Origin of the sequence: Leptospira fainei serovar Hurstbridge str. BUT 6 (assembly GCF_000306235.2) — a bacterium.
Classification (GTDB): Bacteria; Spirochaetota; Leptospiria; order Leptospirales; family Leptospiraceae; genus Leptospira_B; species Leptospira_B fainei.
In genome coordinates this window covers 82,217-100,348 of sequence record NZ_AKWZ02000002.1, presented here as the reverse complement: position 1 = coordinate 100,348, position 18,132 = coordinate 82,217, and the positions used below count along the sequence as shown (strand labels likewise).

Sequence of the window (18,132 nt, the reverse complement as noted above, 5' to 3'; positions counted from 1 at the left end):
GTTCTTGCATTTGCCGGACAGAGAGAAAGAAATTTTTAGATTTCGATCGTAAGATTTTTTAGGCAAAAAAAAGCCCAACGGTTCTTTGAAAGAACGTTAGGCTTCAGAGTCGTACGGCGATTTATAACAAAATTATAAATCCGTCGGTCCCGTCGAAAGAACCTGCATTCGCTTAAGGACGTGCCCGACCGGCCCCTACTAAGAAACCGATCGGTGAGCCATTAAATTACTTCAATAGCTGCAGCACGGTTTGCGGTTTCATGTTCGCTTGCGCGAGCATCGCGGTCGCAGCTTGCGTCAAGATCTGATAGCGGGTAAAGCTGGTCATTTGTTCAGCCATATCCGTGTCACGGATCCGAGACTCTGCAGCCTGGATGTTTTCGTAAGCGTTCATCAACCCCTTAGCGGCATGTTCCAAACGGTTGTAATAAGCTCCCAGGTCCGCTCTCTGCTTAGAGATCAGTCTGAGTGCATCGTCTGCCAATCCTATTACGGAGTTGGCTTTTCCCGCCGTAGAAAGAGAGATAAAGGTCAACACGGTCGGGTTTCTAAGACCCAAAGACGCGGTGTTCATCGTTTCGATGTATATCCTTTCTCTCTGGTGCATGTTAGCACCCATGTGGAACCACATACTTGCGGTCGGATTCAAACGAGCGAAAGCTCCGGTAAGAAGCTTCATCTTGTTGAATTCGGCCTGAGAAGCAATCCTGTCAATCTCGTCGACCAACTGAGAGACTTCTACTTGAATTTGCTGACGGTCTTCCTCGGAATAGATTCCGTTCGCGGCTTGTACTGCCAGAACGCGAATCCTTTGAACGACTTCATGGGTTTCTTGCAGATACCCTTCCGCCGTTTGGATCAGAGACATACCGTCCTCGGTATTTTGTTCCGCCCTGCGTAAACCGCCGACCTGAGTCCTCATTTTCTCGGACACTGCCAAACCGGAAGCGTCGTCACCTGCACGGTTGATTCGCATACCGGAAGACAGTTTTTCAATGTCTTTAGTCATGCTTTCGCTATTGAACTTCAATGTTCTATGAGCGAAAATGGCGCTTATGTTGTGGTTAATAATCATTCGGTTCCTCCTTGAATCCGAATCCTCTTTCGAGGAATGTGACTTTCCTAGAGGTCTTCCTTGACCTCTTCACCATTTGGATCGTCCAATTCGTAAAATCCGAGTAGATACTTTTTCCGAGCGAATCCGATAAAAGAAACCTTCCGACTTCCTTCGGATATGTCCCTTTTGGAACTACCCTGGCATACCCGGGGAGCAGTTATCGAATAGAATAAAAGGACCTTCGGAGCCGAATAAAACCGCCGTGAAAGTACTTGCCCCAAGTGGAAGTCTCGTACATGCTGAAACGAGTATGCTTCAGACCATTTACTTAGCCAATCCCAGAGGTTTTTGCGCGGGTGTAAAATACGCAATTTCGTATGTGGAGCAAGTACAAGCGCAATCCTCCGAGCAGATTTATGTTCGAAAGGAGATCGTCCACAACCGGCGCGTTGTCGAAGATATGAAAAAGCGAGGAATTCGTTTCATAAGCGAACTGGACGAGGCGCCCGACGGAGCGACGGTGATTTTTTCCGCTCATGGAGTCTCGCCGGCAGTCGTGGAGGATGCTAAACTTAGGAATATGCAGATCGGCGACGCGACCTGTCCGTTAGTGACAAGAGTTCATAGGAAAGCTAGAAGATATAAGGAAGATTACCAGATTATTTATATCGGTCACCAAGGACACGACGAAGCGATCGGAACCATGGGTGAAGCACAGATGTTTCTAGTGGAATCTCCGGAGGATGTGGAAAAGCTCGTTGAGAAAATCAATCGGGAAAATCCGATCACGTATTTAATGCAAACAACCTTATCGGTCGCCGATACTCAGCTGATCGTTAAGAAAATAGCCGAATTGTTCCCGACAGTCGAACATCCGGCGAAAGACGATATATGTTACGCAACGACGGAGCGCCAAGAAGCGGTCGCACAAATGATGGATTCAATCGATGCAATGTTGGTAATCGGCGCGGATAATAGTTCCAACTCGTTGCGGTTATTGCAATTGGCGCAAAAGTCCAAACCTGCTTCGTTTAAAGTCACGTCGGCGGACGATTTGAATAAGGAATATTTAATAAACAATCGAATTAACACCCTTGGAATTACCGCCGGAGCTTCAACTCCGCAGATTTTAGTGGATGAGATTATCGAGAAACTGCGTCACTTCTACCCGGACGTAAACGTGCAGCTTTTTCCCGAATCCAGAGAGGATTCCATGAGCTTTAAACTTCCCGCGAAATTACTCAATTAATCTCTTTGGCTGCTGTTTACGATATGCGTCCTACTAATATCCTCTTCGGTAATGTTCGGTTCTCCCCGCCTTGAAAGAATCGGTAATTGTATTTCGGTCGCTATTTTGTTTGCTAGTTCCGCGCTAGAATAATCTTTTATTTCGGATATTCTCACGATATTATCGATTTGTTTCGCCAGGTTCTGCACTAAATTCAAGCCGATCCCGAAACCGAAATCCGCTTCTTGAAACCGCTCGTCATACGTATGATTCATTCTGAAAAAAGGCTCGAATAGTCTCTCCGAATACTGTTTCGGAATCCCGCGAATCCCGCTTTTGTCGACTTCGATCTCATTGATGATATCGATGTTTAACATGGAACCCTCCGGATACATTATGATTTGTATTTTCGAATGCTCCGGAGAAAATTTCATCGCATTTACTAGAATTTCTTTGATCGAAAAGGTAAGGAATTTCCGGTTACATTTTACTTTGTATTCTAGACGTTTATCCATAAAGATAATATGATTATTCTTTATTTTTGCCGTTTGGTGTAAATCGGCGATGGTCTTATTGACGATCGATTGAACTTCTACGATATCCAACGTTTCGGGGACGACTTTCAAATCGAATAAGCTTTTTAACTTATCCAATTTTTCTGTCCAGCTCCTCATCATGTTTTTGTTTTCGAGGATTGATTTCATCAAGTCCTTCGGAATCAGGCAATCGGTACCGTCCTTTTTAAGGGCAAATTCGGCTAGGTCTAGATAGGTAAGCAAGGAGCCTAGACCGATACCCTGGGAAGAACTATGAGAAATACTATTTAGAATATTCTTTCCCACCGTCATCTGATCGGAATTTCTTTGATAGTCCTTCCAGAGTAACCAATCGATTTCTCCCGATAGATTCTTTTCATCCAGAAGAACGCTTTGATAATTGCGGATCTTCTCTTTATACCAACTTAGGGCGTTCTTTACGGATTCCAATAATTGTTTTTCCTGCTTTTTCTTCAATAGTTGGGCCCATATCCAATTGAACGAGCTAAGGCTCAGCGTTGTGTGTTCCATTTTCGAATACGTTATAATCAGGCTTCCGGGAGAAATCTTTCGCAAAGCTTTCAGATAATCTATGACGTGAATCTTATCGGATTCGATCTCCGTCACGACTACTGCGGGAGACCATTTTGCACATTGTACCAATCCCTCCGTTAAAGAATCGGCGAAAATGATCATTAATTCTTCGTTCTTAAATAGTTCATTTGCTCGCTTTGAGAAATAGGGATCCGGATCGATGTATAAGAGAGAACTGGAAGAATTCATCTTATCTGAGGTGCGAGATCGGGCTCCTGACTCCGTCAAATGGGAGTCCGATTTATCGAGCAATTTTTCAAGGTGCTTTATCGAGATATCGAATCTATGTTTTTCTATTTCATCCCGATCCTTCCGCTCGAGTTTCAATCCGACGTTCATATTTCCGTTTTCCGATTTTGCCCACCACCTCAAAGTTCCCTCCAAAATAAACGGTCTTTGGTTGGGTAAAGTGAGTTTAAATGCGTACTTTCTAAAGCGACTTAAATTATCCTTTGAAACGGCGGAAGGAATCTCGAATCCGATTCCGTTCTGTGAAAGGTCGCTAACGATGAATCTTTGCGATATTTTTTCCCGACTCCATTCCTCTATATTTTGGGAAATTTCAACCGCAATAGATTCAAGTTCGCCTGCTGTTTCTTTCGTAAAATGTTGCTCGGCGGCTACTACATGAATATAGGCAAGCGGCTTCCTACCCGATTCCCCGTCTTGAACGAGGATCGGAATAATCAGCTCGGAAGAAATCCTCGCAGATAAATAGCGATCCATTGCCGCGGATACACTTTCATTTACCGTCGATGAATAGTTGAGCAAGTTGGGATCGTTAAGCGAATATGAATTTCTGTCAGACGTATCGGGTAATAGCAAAGTTTTTCCGACGGCTGCTACTGAACGAAATCGCTCCTCCTGCTCGGCCCGAAAGAAATCGATTGAAACGGTGCCGACGGGGGTTTTTTGCAGCATCCTCGAATATTTTTCGAATAAATTCTTTAGATATAGGGATTTTTCGGCGTCTTCCCCCTGATTCTCCGACAATTCGCTCGATTTGAAATTAGTTACGTAGATGTCTTCCTTAAAAAGGTGTATGCGTTTTTCTGATCTTCCCATCTTCGTAAATCCTCAAAGATTTTTTTTCCTTTTTTAAAGAAACCAATTTGAACTTTAATTCGATTGCCACCCTTCGCGTTTTATCTTCCGTATTCCCTTTTTTAATTTCATATAGGTAAGTCCTGCAGTCGATTTGCTTTGCTAAATTTCTAACTACATTCAATCCTATTCCCATTCCTAATTCGTTGGAATAGAATCGTTCGTCGTAAAGATTATTGAGTCGGAAAAAAGGTTCGAATACTTTGTAATAATATTCGTCCGGAATTCCGGAACCCCCTTCGATGAAGGAACTAACATCGTTCTTGAACAAAAGGCTACAGTTATCGTCGCTTTTGACAAAGGAGACCACGATCTCCGAATTATCCGGAGAAAATTTCATAGCATTCACAAGAATTTCGGTTATGGAAAAATGCAGGAAATCTCGATTACAGATCAAATCGACGGATTCGAATTCGTTCATAATTACGATGGATTGATTTTTTATTTCAAGTAACGGGTTAAGTGTTTGTATTATTTCCTCTATGTAAGCCCTAAGGTCCGAGGAATTCATCGTCTGTTTTTCGATGGAACGATCCAAATATGTCTTAAAATATTCTATTTTTTCGATTCTATCTCTTAATAGATTTTTAGTGTTAATGACGACTGAGAGTAATTTTTCAGGGATTCGTACGACTCCATTGTCTTCCTGCATAAAAAATTCGCATAAATCCAGTTGACCGACTAATGAACCGATTCCCAGCCCCTGAAACATGCTTCGAGTTAGACTCGTGAGAATTCCCTTGCCTAGCTCCAATTCCGTGATACCGGATAGCGATTCCTTCCAAATCAGCCATTCGAGCTCGGAAGAAAGATTTTCGTTCCTTCTGCTTCCTAATTGAATGCGGTCGGAGTTTTCCTTAATGAATTGCAATGCCTCCGAAATTCGATCCTTTAGATTTTCCTGAAGTTTATCGCGTTTAATATAGGACCAGATCCAATCGACATGACTCAGCTCTCCTATCGATTGATTGTTTGGAACTATCAGGATAACGAGCGCGTCCGAACACAGCCTACGTAATAATTTCAAATTCGAATTCAAATCAGGGCGAATGAGATCCAAATCGAGTAAAATTATCTGCGGCTGAAAATTTATGCATTTTTCTATCGTTTCTTCGAATAAGACGGTCGAAATCAATCGTGTCTGACCGAGTTTCGATATCTCACTGTATAACATTTCTGGAATTTCAAAGCCGCTTGCGTGGATGATATTCGTCGACGGTTGTAACGGAACGATCGTTTCGGATTTATTTTCTTCGGCGGTATTCATATTAATGGAGAACTTGTTTGATAATGTCTAAAAACTGGACTGGGCGAAACGGTTTAATGATCCAGCCGTTTGCGCCCGCCTCGGCGCCTTGTCGTTTAATATCTTCTTCCGATTCGGTGGTTAGAGTCAGGATCGGAATGGTTTGATTCTTTTTTCTGACTTCCTTGATAAATGAAATTCCGTCCATCACCGGCATATTGATGTCGGTGATCACCAGATCCACCGGTTCTAAATCGAGTTTCTCCATCCCTTCCCTACCGTTGACGGCGAGAATAACTTCGTAACCCCCCAACCCGAGAGTTTGTTGCACGAGACTCCTCATCGTAGCCGAATCGTCGACCGCTAGAATTTTTGCTGTAGCCATCTCAAGCTCCTTTCGAAAAGAATGTTACATTTGTTGGATTTAATTCGTAGTAACGAAATTTTCCGAATTCGCGTACTATGAACGTGGATGTGTAATCCGTGATGGATTCCGCCGAGCCAAGAATAAGAAAGCTATCGGGATTCATCGATTTTTCGATCTTTTTGAATAATTTTTTTCGATCGTCATGATCGAAGTAGTACGAGACGTTCCTACATAGAATTAGATCGAAGCCCGTCGGGAAATCGTCCGAGATTAAATTTTGATATTTAAATTCCACGATCGATTTTATCTCGTCGTTGATTTGATATTCTGTATCCGAAATTTTAGTAAAATATTTATTAAGATACTTCGGTTCGAGTCCGCGGCTAATTTCAAAATTGCTATAGATTCCGCTCTTTGCCTTTAAGAGAGTATCGTAAGCGATATCCGTGGCTAAAATTCTGGTTTTCTTAAAGATTTCAGGCGTCTTTTCTTTAATTTCCATTGCGATCGAGTAAGGTTCCTGTCCTGTCGAGCACGCGGCACACCATATTTTCAAGTAATGCCCGGATGGATTCCTGTTGGATAGGGCGCGCTGCTCTAATAGCTCGGGAATAATTCTGGAGACAAGCGCCTCGAAGAGTCCATCATCGCGAAAGAATTTGGTTTCATGCGTCGTAATTCTATCGATTACCTTTTCGCGGAATTCTTGATCAGAATGATTTTGAAATCGATCCGTTAATTCTTGATAGGAGGACATTTTATAATCCTCCATCAATCCCGAAAGTCTACTCTCGATCAGATAGATTTTCTCCTCGTTTAAGGAAAGCCCCGTATCTTTTTTTAATGCGCTCATAAATTTTAAAATTTCTTCACTCATTAGGCCAAATCCTTGGATAGAAAACTTGAAATTCTTTCCGCAATCGAATCGATGCTTAATACTTCGTCGACGATCCCTTCTTTCACAGGCTTATTCGGCATACCGAAAACGAGACATGTTTCTCTGCTTTGTGCGATCAGGTAAGCTCCGCTTTCTTTCATTTTCTTCATTCCTAGATATCCGTCCTCACCCATTCCTGTCATGATCACCGCCATTGATTCGTTCGGGAAATTCTCTGCCAAGGATTTGAAGAGAATATTCACCGAAGGCTTGCATAATTCCTCTAACGGTCCCGGATAAACCTTTCCGACCACTCCACGTTTATCCCTTACTAATTCCAATTGCATACCGCCCGGAGCTATATAGATGGATCCCTCTTCCAAAATTTCTTCGTTCGACACTTCTTTTACTTTGAAATCGCCGATTGCGGCAAGATTTTCCGCTAAATATTTCGTGAATCGAGGCGGCATATGTTGCGCTATTACAATAATCCCTCTTAAATTCGGTTTTAACTTCGAGACGAGTTCTCGCAAGGCAACCGGGCCACCCGTTGATATTCCGATCCCGCAAATATTGTATTTTTTCTTAAGTTTTAAATTCGATTCGCCGTGGAGCTTTCCGATTTTACGGTCTTGAAATCGCTGTGACTCTTGCGCGTAAATAGTTTTGATCTTGTCGGATAATAGTCCGAGCGTTTCGGTTATATCGACGCTCCCTTCCGTTGTGTGTGAGGGTTTAGCGACGAAATCCAACGCACCCATATCTAATGCTTGTAACGTTGTTTTTGCTCCCTCGGATGTGAGAGAGCTGAACATAATGACTCGAGTTTCCGGATTATTCTTTTTAATTTCCGCTAGAGTATCCAAACCGTTCATTTGCGGCATTTCGACGTCCATTACTACGAAATCTGGCTTTAAGTAACTTATCTTAGGCAAGGCGAATTTTCCGTCGATGGCGGCCCCTAAAAATTCGAATTCCGGCTCGCTCGTGATCGCGGATCGAAGCAAATTCCGATAAATGAGAGAATCATCCACGGCAAAGACGGTTATTCTCTTTTTTTGATTCATCGGTTCCGCCATTTTCGTCATGCCCATTTATTTCAATTAGCCGAGTTTGAAATTTTAAATTGAGCGACTAACGTAGTTAGAACTTCGGCTAAGGATTGCAGCGATTTTGCAAGATTCGATACGTTGTTCGATTCTTTCGCTCCATCTAACGAAGCCGTAGAAATACCATTGATGTTTTTAGTTACATCGTTGGAAGTCACGGATGTCTGGCTAACGTTAGCCGCTATCTCCTTGGTCGTGATGGATTGTTCTTCTACGGCGGAGGCGATGCTACCGCTGATCTGGTTTACTTCGGCGATGACGGAAGTGATTTTTCCGATCGATTCTGTGACTTTTTCAGTGCTTTTTTGAATGGCCGAGATCTTACTTTTGATTTCTTCCGATGATTCCGCCGATTGCCTAGCTAATTCCTTAACTTCCGAAGCCACGACCGCAAATCCTCTGCCTGCCTCGCCCGCTCCAGCCGCTTCGATTGCGGCATTTAGCGCTAATAATTTGGTTTGAGCCGCAATGTTTGAAATGCTCTCGATTACGTTGCCGATTTCGCGAGCATTATCGCCTAACTCTTTTACGACTCCGCCCGTTTCGAGAGCCGTACTGTTCGCTTCTCTCGCGATTTTTGCCGAATCGGCTGCTTTCTTTGCGACTTCACCCACCGAAACGGACATTTCCTCGATCGAACTTGTGATCATATTTAGGTTCTGATTCATCTGAGTGGCGGCGGCTGCGATCGTTTGGGACTGTTGAGACATCTGCTCGATGCCGGAAGACAAATTCAAACTAGCACCGGAAAGATCGCTGGAAGATTGAAAGAGAATATTTCCGTTTTCTTTCAATCTAGAGATTAAGGCGGCGGTATTGATCAACATGTTGAGTATCGATTTTTCCAATTCACCGATTTCATCGTTTCGATTATGCGAAATATTAACGGAAAGGTCTCCACTTGCAATTCGGTTGGCTATATTGCTAGCGTTCTGGATCGGTTTTAAAATGCTATAACTAAGGAAATAAGGAGCTATCGTGCATTGAAAAAGGATCGTTACCGAAGCTAAAAGATAGGAATAAATCGGAAGGATTCCGAAATGAGGTAAGATTACCAATGCCGCAATAACGAGAGAGCTTACGAAAACTGACGATAATAATTTAAGTCTAATGGAAAGCTTCTTAGAATTCGTTGCCGGAAATTTCTTTACTCCGGATAATATATCTTTATAAAGTTTTGCCGCCTCATCGACTTGCTTACGAGTCGGTTTTCTCCTTACGGACATATACCCGACAATGGCGCCGTTCTCAAATTTAGGCGCGACGTTTGCATCAACCCAATAGTGATCCCCATTTTTACTTCTGTTCTTAACGATTCCTCGCCAAGGTTTTCCGCTTTGTATTGTGGACCAAAAATCCTGGAATACGCTGCGAGGAATGTCGGGGTGTCGGACTACATTATGAGGTTTATCGATCAGTTCCGATTCCGTTAATCCGGCTATCTCTAAAAATTCCTTGTTGGCATAAGTGACTTTTCCTTTCAAGTCCGTCATCGATACTAAAGTAGTACCGTCAATCATCATGACTTCTTTGTCGGTTACGGTCACTGAAAGTTGCTTTCTTTCAGATTCGATGTTCTTTTTTTGTGAAGTTAGTCCCAACATTTTCTAATCCTTATTCATCTGCTATTCGCAATAGTTCTTGTTGATTTACGATTATGATTGTTTCGCTCTTGATGATCGAAATATGGTCGATAAATTTACTTTCTTTCTCATTCAAGTGAGAAGGGCACGGTTCTAAGTTTTCTTCCGGAATCTCGACGATGTCCGAAATACTGTCGGCAAGAATGGCGAAGGATTCCTTCTTTCCTTTTAAGCGGATTAGAGAACTCTTATTTTCGGTATAGTTCCAGTCCTTTTCGAACAAAGCCATTAAGTTAAGGATTGTGACGACATCTCCTCTTAAATTTACGATTCCGAGGACATGTTGAGGAGAATGCGGAACTTTTAATATGTTTTTATTGTGATCTACTTCTTTACAATCCTCTAACGCGATTCCATAAAGTTCTCCGGCTAAGGTAAAGGAGAGTAGTTGTTTAATAGACCCGCCCTCCCTCATTTTAACTCTACTTCCGCTTCTTTTTCCACGGACAAAAGCGAGGTGGATAATTCGGACAATAAGATTGTCGGATCGATTATTATGATGGTTTCTCCCGAAAGAATTCCGCTTCCGATTATCCCCTTTTCACCGTCTTCACTCTTTGTGAAAGATGGGATCTCATCGATGACGTTATGAATTTCGTTTACAACAAGACCTTTTTTTATCCCTTTGATTCGAAAGAGAATCATGACATTTCCCGTTTGTGTTTCCGATTTTGAAAGATTGAAGTAATTTTCCAATCGGCATAGTTCGACGACTTCTTCGCGATACTGAATGATTTCCCTGTCTAAGATTCGTTCGGCCTTTCCAGGATCGAATATTTCCAACCTTTGCACGTCCTTGCTATCGATTCCGAAAAGTTGGTTTCGAACGGTGAATAATAAATAATGTTTTTGTGATTTTCTATCGCCTATAGAATCGGATGTACGATTCTCGAACGAAGCACTTTGTAACTTAAGGAATTTTGCGATACCCGAAATATCCAAGATCAACGCTAGGTTTCCGTCTCCTAAAATCGCCGCTCCCGTATATAAGTTCAATACGGACAAAGCTCTTGAAAGCGGTTTCACGACTATCTCCTCGGGGTTTTCTATTTCCGTGATGAGTAACCCGAAGGAGTGTCTCTCCGTATGAACGGCCACTATATATTTGTTTTTTAATGTATCGTCCTTCGGAATATCTAGCATTTCGTCCAGGTCGATGATCGGTAATAAATGACCTCGTAAGAGATAAACCTGTTTATTTTCCACGCTAGACACGGATTTAGGATCTAGAAGCAAGAGTTCGGTTATATTTTGCTGGGGAATCGCGAACAGCATACTGCTGCCGGCTCGAACCATCTGGCAGTTTAGAATTGATAGAGTTTGCGGAATGGTAGCGGTGATTGTGGTGCCCGAGCCGGTTACCGACGAAATTGCGACAGATCCGCCCGCTTTTTGAAAGTTCATCTTAACGACGTCCATTCCGACTCCGCGACCAGAGGTGGAAGAAACCGTTTCGGAAGTGCTAAAGCCGGGAACGAAAACTAATTCGGCGAGTTCGCCGTCCGTTTTACGATGAATTTCGTCGATCGTTAGTAGACCTTTTTCGATCGCCTTCTCACGGATGCGATCGTAGTTAAATCCTCTCCCGTCATCCCGTACCTGGAGAATGACATTTCCCCCTCTTAGAGCAGCCGAAATATAGATCCGTCCTTTTCTAGGCTTACCTAGCCGACTCCTTTCTTCGGGAGATTCCAAGCCATGATCCGCGGAGTTACGAATCATATGGGTAATCGGATCCGAAATAGTATCGATAATCGTTTTGTCTAGTTCGACGTCGCCGCCGTCCAGATGCAGTTCGATATCCTTGTTGGTCGTTCTTTCTAGGTCGTGAATCAGTCTGGGAATTTTTTTAAAGAAGGTTTCCAGCCTCTGCAAGCGAGTCCTCATGATGCTTTCTTGCGAAAGAGTGATTAATTGACTAAGATTCCTGACTGTCGAGAGCAGAGAATGTTCCTGGATCGCCTCCATTTTTTGTAATAGTTGGTTTCGAACTATAATGGTCTCGCCGGCTAAATTAATCAGGTGATCTAATAGATTTAGAGGAATTCTCAGATAGTTATCGGCAAGTTCCGTCTGGGTTTTTGTCCCGTTTGTCTCTGCTTCCCTTGATCCGATCGATTCAAAGTATGTTTCCTTAATAGAAGTGCTCTTGTTATCTTCCTGTCTCTGAAAGAGAATTTGAACGGACTTTAAGGACCCTAAGCTAGCACATTCTTCATTGATTGTATTCTGGGGCAATCGACTTAGTAGGACAAGATGATCGATTTCCCCTCTTCCGTTCCCGTTACGAACCGATTCGGAATGGTCAAGTAGATTGGACTGGAGCACCAAAGCTTTCTCTTCCAGGGGCTGAAACGGATTGCCCTCCTTGCAGCGACTTAAGGTTTGTTCGTTGAAAGCCTTGAATCGGACTACGAAGAGCGATAGATTCTCGATTCGCGCTCGCTCTATATACTTTTTGGGAATAACGATTTTGGAGTTATAGCTGGCCTGGTTTGAGTTTGCTGGAATGACGGAGCCTGCCGTCGTTGCGGAGGAAGAAATATTAGGATAAAGGCCCCCAGCCTCTTTTGTTGCCGAATTCGAATCGGATAATTTAGAATCTATTCGGGAAATAATATGGTCTTCGTTTCTATTCTTATAGAGATCAACATTACTAAGTAGCAGCCTAAGTTCATCCAAACATTCTAATATGAGCGAAATGTCATGTTCTACCGGTGGACTGTTCGATCTTCTCCATTGATTCAATAAATTTTCCAGAGAATGAGAGACGGACGAAATAGCGGGAAAGTCGAATATTCCCGAATTGCCTTTAATCGTATGTATGGCTCGAAAAAGGGTATTGATGGACTCCGGACTAAATTCATTTTTCAAGGAAAGGGCGGTTTCTTCCGCAGAATCGAGTAAATCCGCCGATTCGGCGAGGAAATCATGCAATAATGCTTTTAAATCGACCTCCACGGGGTCCTCCTTCCTGGTTCATTTCGATAATCACAATATGTTAAATAGTATTTTGCTATATATAGAATATTGAAATTATATAGCAGCATATTATCATTTATGAAAATTTAACATATTTGATGAAATATTGTCAACAGTAAGGCTAATAAAACCGCGTATATTTTTATCAATCTTCCTCATGGGACATATTTAGTTATAAACTATGTGAAGAAGGTATTTATTAGTCTTTTCTAATTATTTATCTTTAAATTCTACGCCTCTTGGCGGAGTCTTGTCGAAAATTTATTGCCATTCTGACGCTTTTTAGCTCCTGGCGAATTTTGATCGGAATGAATTAATTTAGCTTGTCATAAATAAATGAAAAAGGCCCCTTTGCAATCCCATGAGGAATCGGCAAAGAGGCCTTTTTTTTTAACGCGATTTTTAAGCGAGATTCAGAGTAAAGAGAGAGTCACTTTATTCTTTCTTTCCTGTATTTCTTGAGGAGTTTCCACTTTTAGGACTTCGTCGGGAACGATCTTAAAGATAGTTTGACCTTTTTGAATGATTTTTCCGTCACTATCTTGCTGAATTATTTCTTTAATCGTACCTGAGAACGGTGCAGTTATCTTATTGAACATCTTCATTACTTCTACGATGAATAGCGGTTGCCCTACTTTAAAGTGTTCTCCCTCTTTAATCATCGGAGGAAGATCGGGAGACTCTTTGGAGTAGAACATTCCCCCCATTGGAGAAACGATCTCATCCGAGCTTGCTTTTGGCGGAGGGGCAAGAACTTTAATGAGAGCATCTCTCGTTTCCGCTTTTCTGAATTCCTCGGGGATGACCGGTTCCATATTTTCGTCCATCGTAAGAGTATAGAAGCGGGATTGATTTCCGATGTTCGGAATGAGTTTCAAAAGTTCCAAACCGATTTGAAATCCTTTATGCGCAGCGATGGATTTTGTCCAGAGCGTCTCATCGAATCCGGCATGGGGCTTAGTAGAAGCGAAGAATTCATCCCAATGGTTGGAATCCGCTTTTGTTCCGGTTCTTTTTTCCAACTCCGAATAGAATGCCAGACCCGCTTTCAGAATATCTTCGTCGTGATCCCAGATCTTTTCGGATGGCGATTGATGAGGCTCGCCTTCCATATTCAGATAAGTATAGAGATCCGCAAGAACGTATAATGGATTTCGTAACCAGATCACGTTTCCTTTTTCGAGTTTCCAAGAAAAATCCAAATGGTATCCTAAAAATCCCGCCAATAAATGAGCGTCGGATAACAAATCGCCGACGGGACGGGTAAGAAGAGTCAGTTTTCTAGAGAGGGTTTTCTTTCCATCTCCGGGAACAGAGGTCAGTAATTTCTTCCAGGCGACTTCCAAGTCTATGTCTTTAGACAATACTTCCAGTGCCCCCACCGCCGCTAGATAGGAAATCATAAATGCAGTGGAAGGTTTGAACATAGCGTCCTTACCTAGAATCCAATTAATTAATCCGTAATGAACGATCAGATTCGTCTGTAGATCCTGTCCTCTTAGTTCCGTCCTGCGAAGAATATTTCCCAATCTACGTAAATTATCCTCACGATCACTGCCATACGTGATCAATAGGGCAATATTCGAATCATAAGCTCCGGCTACACGGTAATGGACGAATAAGCCCGTGTCGGGATTTCGGACCGAAATCCCTTGATCGTCTCGAATTTCTTCCGGTAACGATTTCGACCAGTTAAGGATAATTCCGCCTGCATGAGGTTGAATCGCTTTATTCGTGGCATTGATACGTACTTCGGCGCCCGAAATATTTCTGACGGTACGCTCCGGCTTAGGCAATCGTTTCCCGTGTAAAGAGATTAAAGCCATAGCTTCGATCAAACTATCGACGACGAAGAATTCGGCCTTATTTTCCGGATTGAAGAATTTTAAGGTGTAAGCCATCTCAGTGACTCTATGTTCCACCTGAATTCTAGTATTCATCTCCATGAAAAAGTGATTCGTACCTTCTACGATTAGCTCGAACGTGGAAACGCTATTGAGCCGGACCGCTTCACCGAAACGTTCCGATTGTTCTTCCATTTCTTTTAGAACTTTCAAATCGGCTTTGAGAATCTCCGCTTTCTTCGAGGATTTTTTTTCGGCAGCCGCTATCTCTTTTTGCAATAACTCCTGAGTAAGAGAGATTTCTAACAGTTTTTGTTCGTGCATTTGGACGGAACAATCTCTTCCACCCAAGGCCACGCACCATTGACCGTTGCCGATCAACTGAATTTCATTATGGCGAGTTTTCTCGATATTTAATTCGATCAAGAAGTTTCGGTTCGATCCGGGAGCGGTTACTTTCGACTCGGATAAAATCTCTTGCACTGCCGATTTGACTTCGTCCGGTTTAGCGACGACTCGTTGCCCCTTGCCTCCGCCCCCACCGACATATTTAAAGCGGATTCGATTGGAAGGGTATTTTTCCCAAATCTTAGAACATTCTATTTCGGCCTGCGCCTGCAATTCCGCAATCGTGACCAGTTCTACGATCTTATCATAGCCTAGATACAGTAGGGCTTCCGCATTTTCTTCCGGCGATTTTGACGAATCAAAGGAAAAAGAAATTCCCTTTTGCTTCGCTAACGCTTCTAAGGCGCTCGCATCCTTCGCTTTCTTTAGAAGACAAGTTGCGGAAATTGTATCGACTCCGGGCGTTACCGATACGTTTAATTTTCTTGCGAGCTTCTTAGCTTCGTCTTTAGAACCCGCTTGATGCGCAACGTGAGCGGAGGGGCCCATAAAGATAATACCGCTTGTCTCGATTGCTTCGATGAATTCTGCGTCTTCCGCCATAAAGCCGTATCCGGCGAATATATGCGTATACTGATTGTCTTTCGCGATCGAAATAATTTGTTTTATGCGAGCCGCTTTCTCTTCCGCTCCGCTTCCCATATAATCCGGAACCCGATGGATATTGGAAGGAAAACGAAACCCTCTCAATTCGGGGGCCAAAGACATCGGATAAACGACCGAGTCCTTTTCGGACAAAAGAATCCCATATTCTCGAATTCCGATCAGATCGAAAATCTCCATTGCTTCCTTCCGCACTGGACCTCGACATACGATCAAACATTTGATCGACTCGAGTGTGAATGAGCGGATCCAGGGGGAGGATGATTCGTGAAATTTAATACGTCTATTTTGATAGTCGATCATCGGTTTCTATTCGAACTCCCTTTGTGGCCCGGACATCGGGGCTGGTTTATAGTGGCGAACTAGATAGTCTAAATTTTGGAATAATATGCTTCTCGTGGTTCCCGGAAGAACGATCCGGGAGACCGAACCCAGAGATAATGCTTCTTTAGGATTCATGAGTTCCTTTTCATATTGCTGCGATAAGACTTGGAATTTTTTATCTCGTACAGCCAATGCTTCTTTTTCAGGCATTCCTTTCTTAATGCTATCTTGGAATTCCTTATGAATAGCGGCCATCTCGTCCTTATAGACGTAATCTTTTCCTGCGGGGCCCATGACGGCAATTCTGGCGGTAGGTAACGCAAAAACCATACTGGCTCCGGTATGATACGAATTAAAGGAAGCGTATGCTCCCCCGAATGCATTTCGGATAATCAACGTCAATCGAGGCGTGCGCAGATCGATGATTGAGTCCAGAAGTTTTCGCCCCTCTAAAACGATTCCGTGGTGTTCCTGATCTTTTCCCGGTAAGAAACCGGTGGTGTCCTCTAAGAAAATTACGGGAATATTATATACGTTGCAAAAACGAATAAACCTAGTTCCTTTTCTAGCGGCTCCGATATCGATCTGACCCGATGATACTGCCGAATTATTTGCGACAAAGCCTACGACATGGCCTCCGATTCTGCCGAATGCGGTGATTAGGTTTCTAGAACGCTGAGGTTGAATCTCGAAGTATTGTCCGTGGTCGCAGATATTCTGAATATAGAGAGTGATATCGAACGGTGTGTTCATTCCGGTGGGAGAATTGAACGTTTTCCGAAATAGGATTTCCTCCTCGTAAATGAAACGATCCGTCGGATCTGACGTAGGATGAAACGGAGCTAAACTATAATTATTATCCGGTAAATACGATAGAAGTCTGAGAGATGTGCGTAAGGAACCGAGCTCGTCGTTCGTTACCAAATCGACAACCCCGCTTTGACCGTGGACTTTCGGTCCGCCTAGATCATCCGCGGAAATATCCTCTCCCAATACCGATTTTACGACTCCCGGGCCGGTGAGGCCAAAAAACGTATTCTCGGACTGGATCATAAAAGACCCTTGGCGAGGAAGATAGGATCCTCCCCCAGCATTGAATCCGAACATGAGCATGATACTCGGAACTACTCCGCTGATTTTCCGCAACGCAGTAAACGCTTCGGAGTATCCGTCCAAACCGCCGACTCCGGCAGGAACGTACGCACCCGCCGAATCGTTCATTCCGATTAAAGGAATGCCATGCTCCCCTGCCGTATAAATTAATCTCGCTAATTTGCTACCGTTAGTGGCATCCATTGAACCGGCGCGAAGAGTAAAATCATGGCCGTACACGGCCACGTCCCTTCCGTTAATATTAAGAATCCCGGTGACAAGCGAAGCGCCGTCTAAGTTCTTTCCCCAGTTCTGGTAAAGTATATTCGGTTCCGATTCGGTTAGGACTTTGATCCTTTCCCAAACGGTCATTCTCGATTTAGAGTGCTGTACTAGAATTCGATCAGTGCCGCCTCCCTGAAGAGGTTTTTCTAGCAACTCCTTGCCCATAGCATTGGCATCTTCGTAAATGCCTTTAGGAGATTCGATATCCGTTCCTGATTTATTTTGGAAGGGATTTTCCATGGAGTAGGTTGGTTCCGACATACTTGGTCCTGTCCGCTGGGAAATAAAAAAGGCGATCCCAAAACCGACTAAAACATTCCTGCCGCTTATTAAAGAAGGTCGGTAATGAGGCTTTGAGAGTGCCGGTACACAGTTTTTCTAGAAAGGCCTGAGAGGAAAGCGTAAAATAAAGGAAAGAACTCCTACGTATTCGGTAAGAGTCGCTTTGTTACTTTCTGATCCGATGATTTCGGGATATGAAATAAGCTCGGTTTCGGATTATTGTAAGGATGAATCCACCGTATCGTAGATTTTGAAAAGCGAATCCATATCGATGATTTCAAAAACTTTGCGGACTGCGGGTCTCAAAGCGGCCAATTTAAGCTGAATTTCCCTTTCTTTGCAGACGCGAAGCGAGGCTACAATGACTCTTAACCCTGCTGAAGAAACGAATTCAACATTCGACATGTCGAGAACGATATTCGATTCCTTTGCCTTGTTAATATGCTCCATGAACGCTTGTTCGATCTTATGGGTATTATGGACATCCATATTTCCAATCAGATGAACGACGCGCGAATTCCCTTTTATTTCTACCGTGAGCTCCATTCTTT

13 protein-coding genes are annotated in these 18,132 nt (G+C 43.2%); 1 reads left to right on the top strand and 12 read right to left on the bottom strand.

Features of this window, described 5'->3' with window-relative positions:
- Positions 1-226 precede the first annotated feature (226 nt).
- Positions 227-1,075 carry a flagellin N-terminal helical domain-containing protein gene (locus tag LEP1GSC058_RS01840; RefSeq protein ID WP_010569729.1) on the bottom strand — a complete coding sequence of 283 codons (849 nt, stop codon included), beginning with the start codon at positions 1,073-1,075 and terminating at the stop codon, positions 227-229.
- A gap of 292 nt (positions 1,076-1,367) precedes the next feature.
- On the opposite strand from LEP1GSC058_RS01840, the gene ispH reads away from it, so the two are divergent.
- Positions 1,368-2,306: a 4-hydroxy-3-methylbut-2-enyl diphosphate reductase gene (gene ispH, locus LEP1GSC058_RS01830; RefSeq protein ID WP_039947915.1), complete on the top strand. Its 939-nt coding sequence runs from the start codon at positions 1,368-1,370 to the stop codon at positions 2,304-2,306.
- Here the strand turns inward: ispH and LEP1GSC058_RS01825 are convergent.
- The 11 genes from LEP1GSC058_RS01825 to LEP1GSC058_RS01775 form a co-directional block, all read right to left on the bottom strand.
- Entirely contained in the window at positions 2,303-4,480 is a 2,178-nt protein-coding gene (locus tag LEP1GSC058_RS01825; RefSeq protein ID WP_016548235.1) for a DUF1577 domain-containing protein, read from the bottom strand. The two genes, ispH and LEP1GSC058_RS01825, sit on opposite strands and share 4 nt — an antisense overlap.
- Positions 4,446-5,786: a sensor histidine kinase gene (locus LEP1GSC058_RS01820; protein WP_016547889.1), complete on the bottom strand. Its 1,341-nt coding sequence runs from the start codon at positions 5,784-5,786 to the stop codon at positions 4,446-4,448. Before LEP1GSC058_RS01820 ends, LEP1GSC058_RS01825 begins: the two co-directional genes overlap by 35 nt.
- 1 nt (position 5,787) lies before the next feature.
- A complete protein-coding gene (locus tag LEP1GSC058_RS01815) occupies positions 5,788-6,150 on the bottom strand; it encodes a response regulator (RefSeq protein WP_016548102.1) in 363 nt (120 codons plus the stop codon).
- 1 nt (position 6,151) lies between these two features.
- On the bottom strand, positions 6,152-7,009 hold the full coding sequence (locus LEP1GSC058_RS01810; protein WP_016548041.1) for a CheR family methyltransferase: 858 nt from the start codon (positions 7,007-7,009) through the stop codon (positions 6,152-6,154).
- Positions 7,009-8,103, bottom strand: a complete 1,095-nt coding sequence (gene cheB, locus LEP1GSC058_RS01805) for a chemotaxis-specific protein-glutamate methyltransferase CheB (RefSeq protein WP_016548118.1) — start codon at positions 8,101-8,103, stop codon at positions 7,009-7,011. Before cheB ends, LEP1GSC058_RS01810 begins: the two co-directional genes overlap by 1 nt.
- Before the next feature lie 5 nt (positions 8,104-8,108).
- Positions 8,109-9,722, bottom strand: a complete 1,614-nt coding sequence (locus LEP1GSC058_RS01800) for a methyl-accepting chemotaxis protein (protein ID WP_016548160.1) — start codon at positions 9,720-9,722, stop codon at positions 8,109-8,111.
- Between the two features lie 10 nt (positions 9,723-9,732).
- A complete protein-coding gene (locus LEP1GSC058_RS01795; protein ID WP_016547883.1) occupies positions 9,733-10,176 on the bottom strand; it encodes a chemotaxis protein CheW in 444 nt (147 codons plus the stop codon).
- A complete protein-coding gene (locus LEP1GSC058_RS01790) occupies positions 10,173-12,722 on the bottom strand; it encodes a chemotaxis protein CheW (RefSeq protein WP_016548253.1) in 2,550 nt (849 codons plus the stop codon). The genes LEP1GSC058_RS01795 and LEP1GSC058_RS01790 overlap by 4 nt, the downstream gene beginning before the upstream one ends.
- Positions 12,723-13,156: 434 nt before the next feature.
- Positions 13,157-15,901, bottom strand: coding sequence for an ATP-binding protein (locus LEP1GSC058_RS01785; protein ID WP_039947912.1), 2,745 nt, complete (start codon positions 15,899-15,901; stop codon positions 13,157-13,159).
- Positions 15,902-15,907: 6 nt separating this feature from the next.
- Entirely contained in the window at positions 15,908-17,560 is a 1,653-nt protein-coding gene (locus LEP1GSC058_RS01780; RefSeq protein ID WP_039947911.1) for an acyl-CoA carboxylase subunit beta, read from the bottom strand.
- Positions 17,561-17,797: 237 nt separating this feature from the next.
- Positions 17,798-18,127: an STAS domain-containing protein gene (locus LEP1GSC058_RS01775; RefSeq protein WP_016547953.1), complete on the bottom strand. Its 330-nt coding sequence runs from the start codon at positions 18,125-18,127 to the stop codon at positions 17,798-17,800.
- Between the last annotated feature and the right edge of the window lie 5 nt (positions 18,128-18,132).

What these genes read in the sequence shown, in the direction of transcription:
- LEP1GSC058_RS01840 (WP_010569729.1), bottom strand. Translation starts at nt 1,075, where the DNA reads ATGATTATTAACCACAACATAAGCGCCATTTTCGCTCATAGAACATTG.
- ispH (WP_039947915.1), top strand. Translation starts at nt 1,368, where the DNA reads ATGCTTCAGACCATTTACTTAGCCAATCCCAGAGGTTTTTGCGCGGGT.
- LEP1GSC058_RS01825 (WP_016548235.1), bottom strand. Translation starts at nt 4,480, where the DNA reads ATGGGAAGATCAGAAAAACGCATACACCTTTTTAAGGAAGACATCTAC.
- LEP1GSC058_RS01820 (WP_016547889.1), bottom strand. Translation starts at nt 5,786, where the DNA reads ATGAATACCGCCGAAGAAAATAAATCCGAAACGATCGTTCCGTTACAA.
- LEP1GSC058_RS01815 (WP_016548102.1), bottom strand. Translation starts at nt 6,150, where the DNA reads ATGGCTACAGCAAAAATTCTAGCGGTCGACGATTCGGCTACGATGAGG.
- LEP1GSC058_RS01810 (WP_016548041.1), bottom strand. Translation starts at nt 7,009, where the DNA reads ATGAGTGAAGAAATTTTAAAATTTATGAGCGCATTAAAAAAAGATACG.
- cheB (WP_016548118.1), bottom strand. Translation starts at nt 8,103, where the DNA reads ATGGGCATGACGAAAATGGCGGAACCGATGAATCAAAAAAAGAGAATA.
- LEP1GSC058_RS01800 (WP_016548160.1), bottom strand. Translation starts at nt 9,722, where the DNA reads ATGTTGGGACTAACTTCACAAAAAAAGAACATCGAATCTGAAAGAAAG.
- LEP1GSC058_RS01795 (WP_016547883.1), bottom strand. Translation starts at nt 10,176, where the DNA reads ATGAGGGAGGGCGGGTCTATTAAACAACTACTCTCCTTTACCTTAGCC.
- LEP1GSC058_RS01785 (WP_039947912.1), bottom strand. Translation starts at nt 15,901, where the DNA reads ATGATCGACTATCAAAATAGACGTATTAAATTTCACGAATCATCCTCC.
- LEP1GSC058_RS01780 (WP_039947911.1), bottom strand. Translation starts at nt 17,560, where the DNA reads ATGTCGGAACCAACCTACTCCATGGAAAATCCCTTCCAAAATAAATCA.
- LEP1GSC058_RS01775 (WP_016547953.1), bottom strand. Translation starts at nt 18,127, where the DNA reads ATGGAGCTCACGGTAGAAATAAAAGGGAATTCGCGCGTCGTTCATCTG.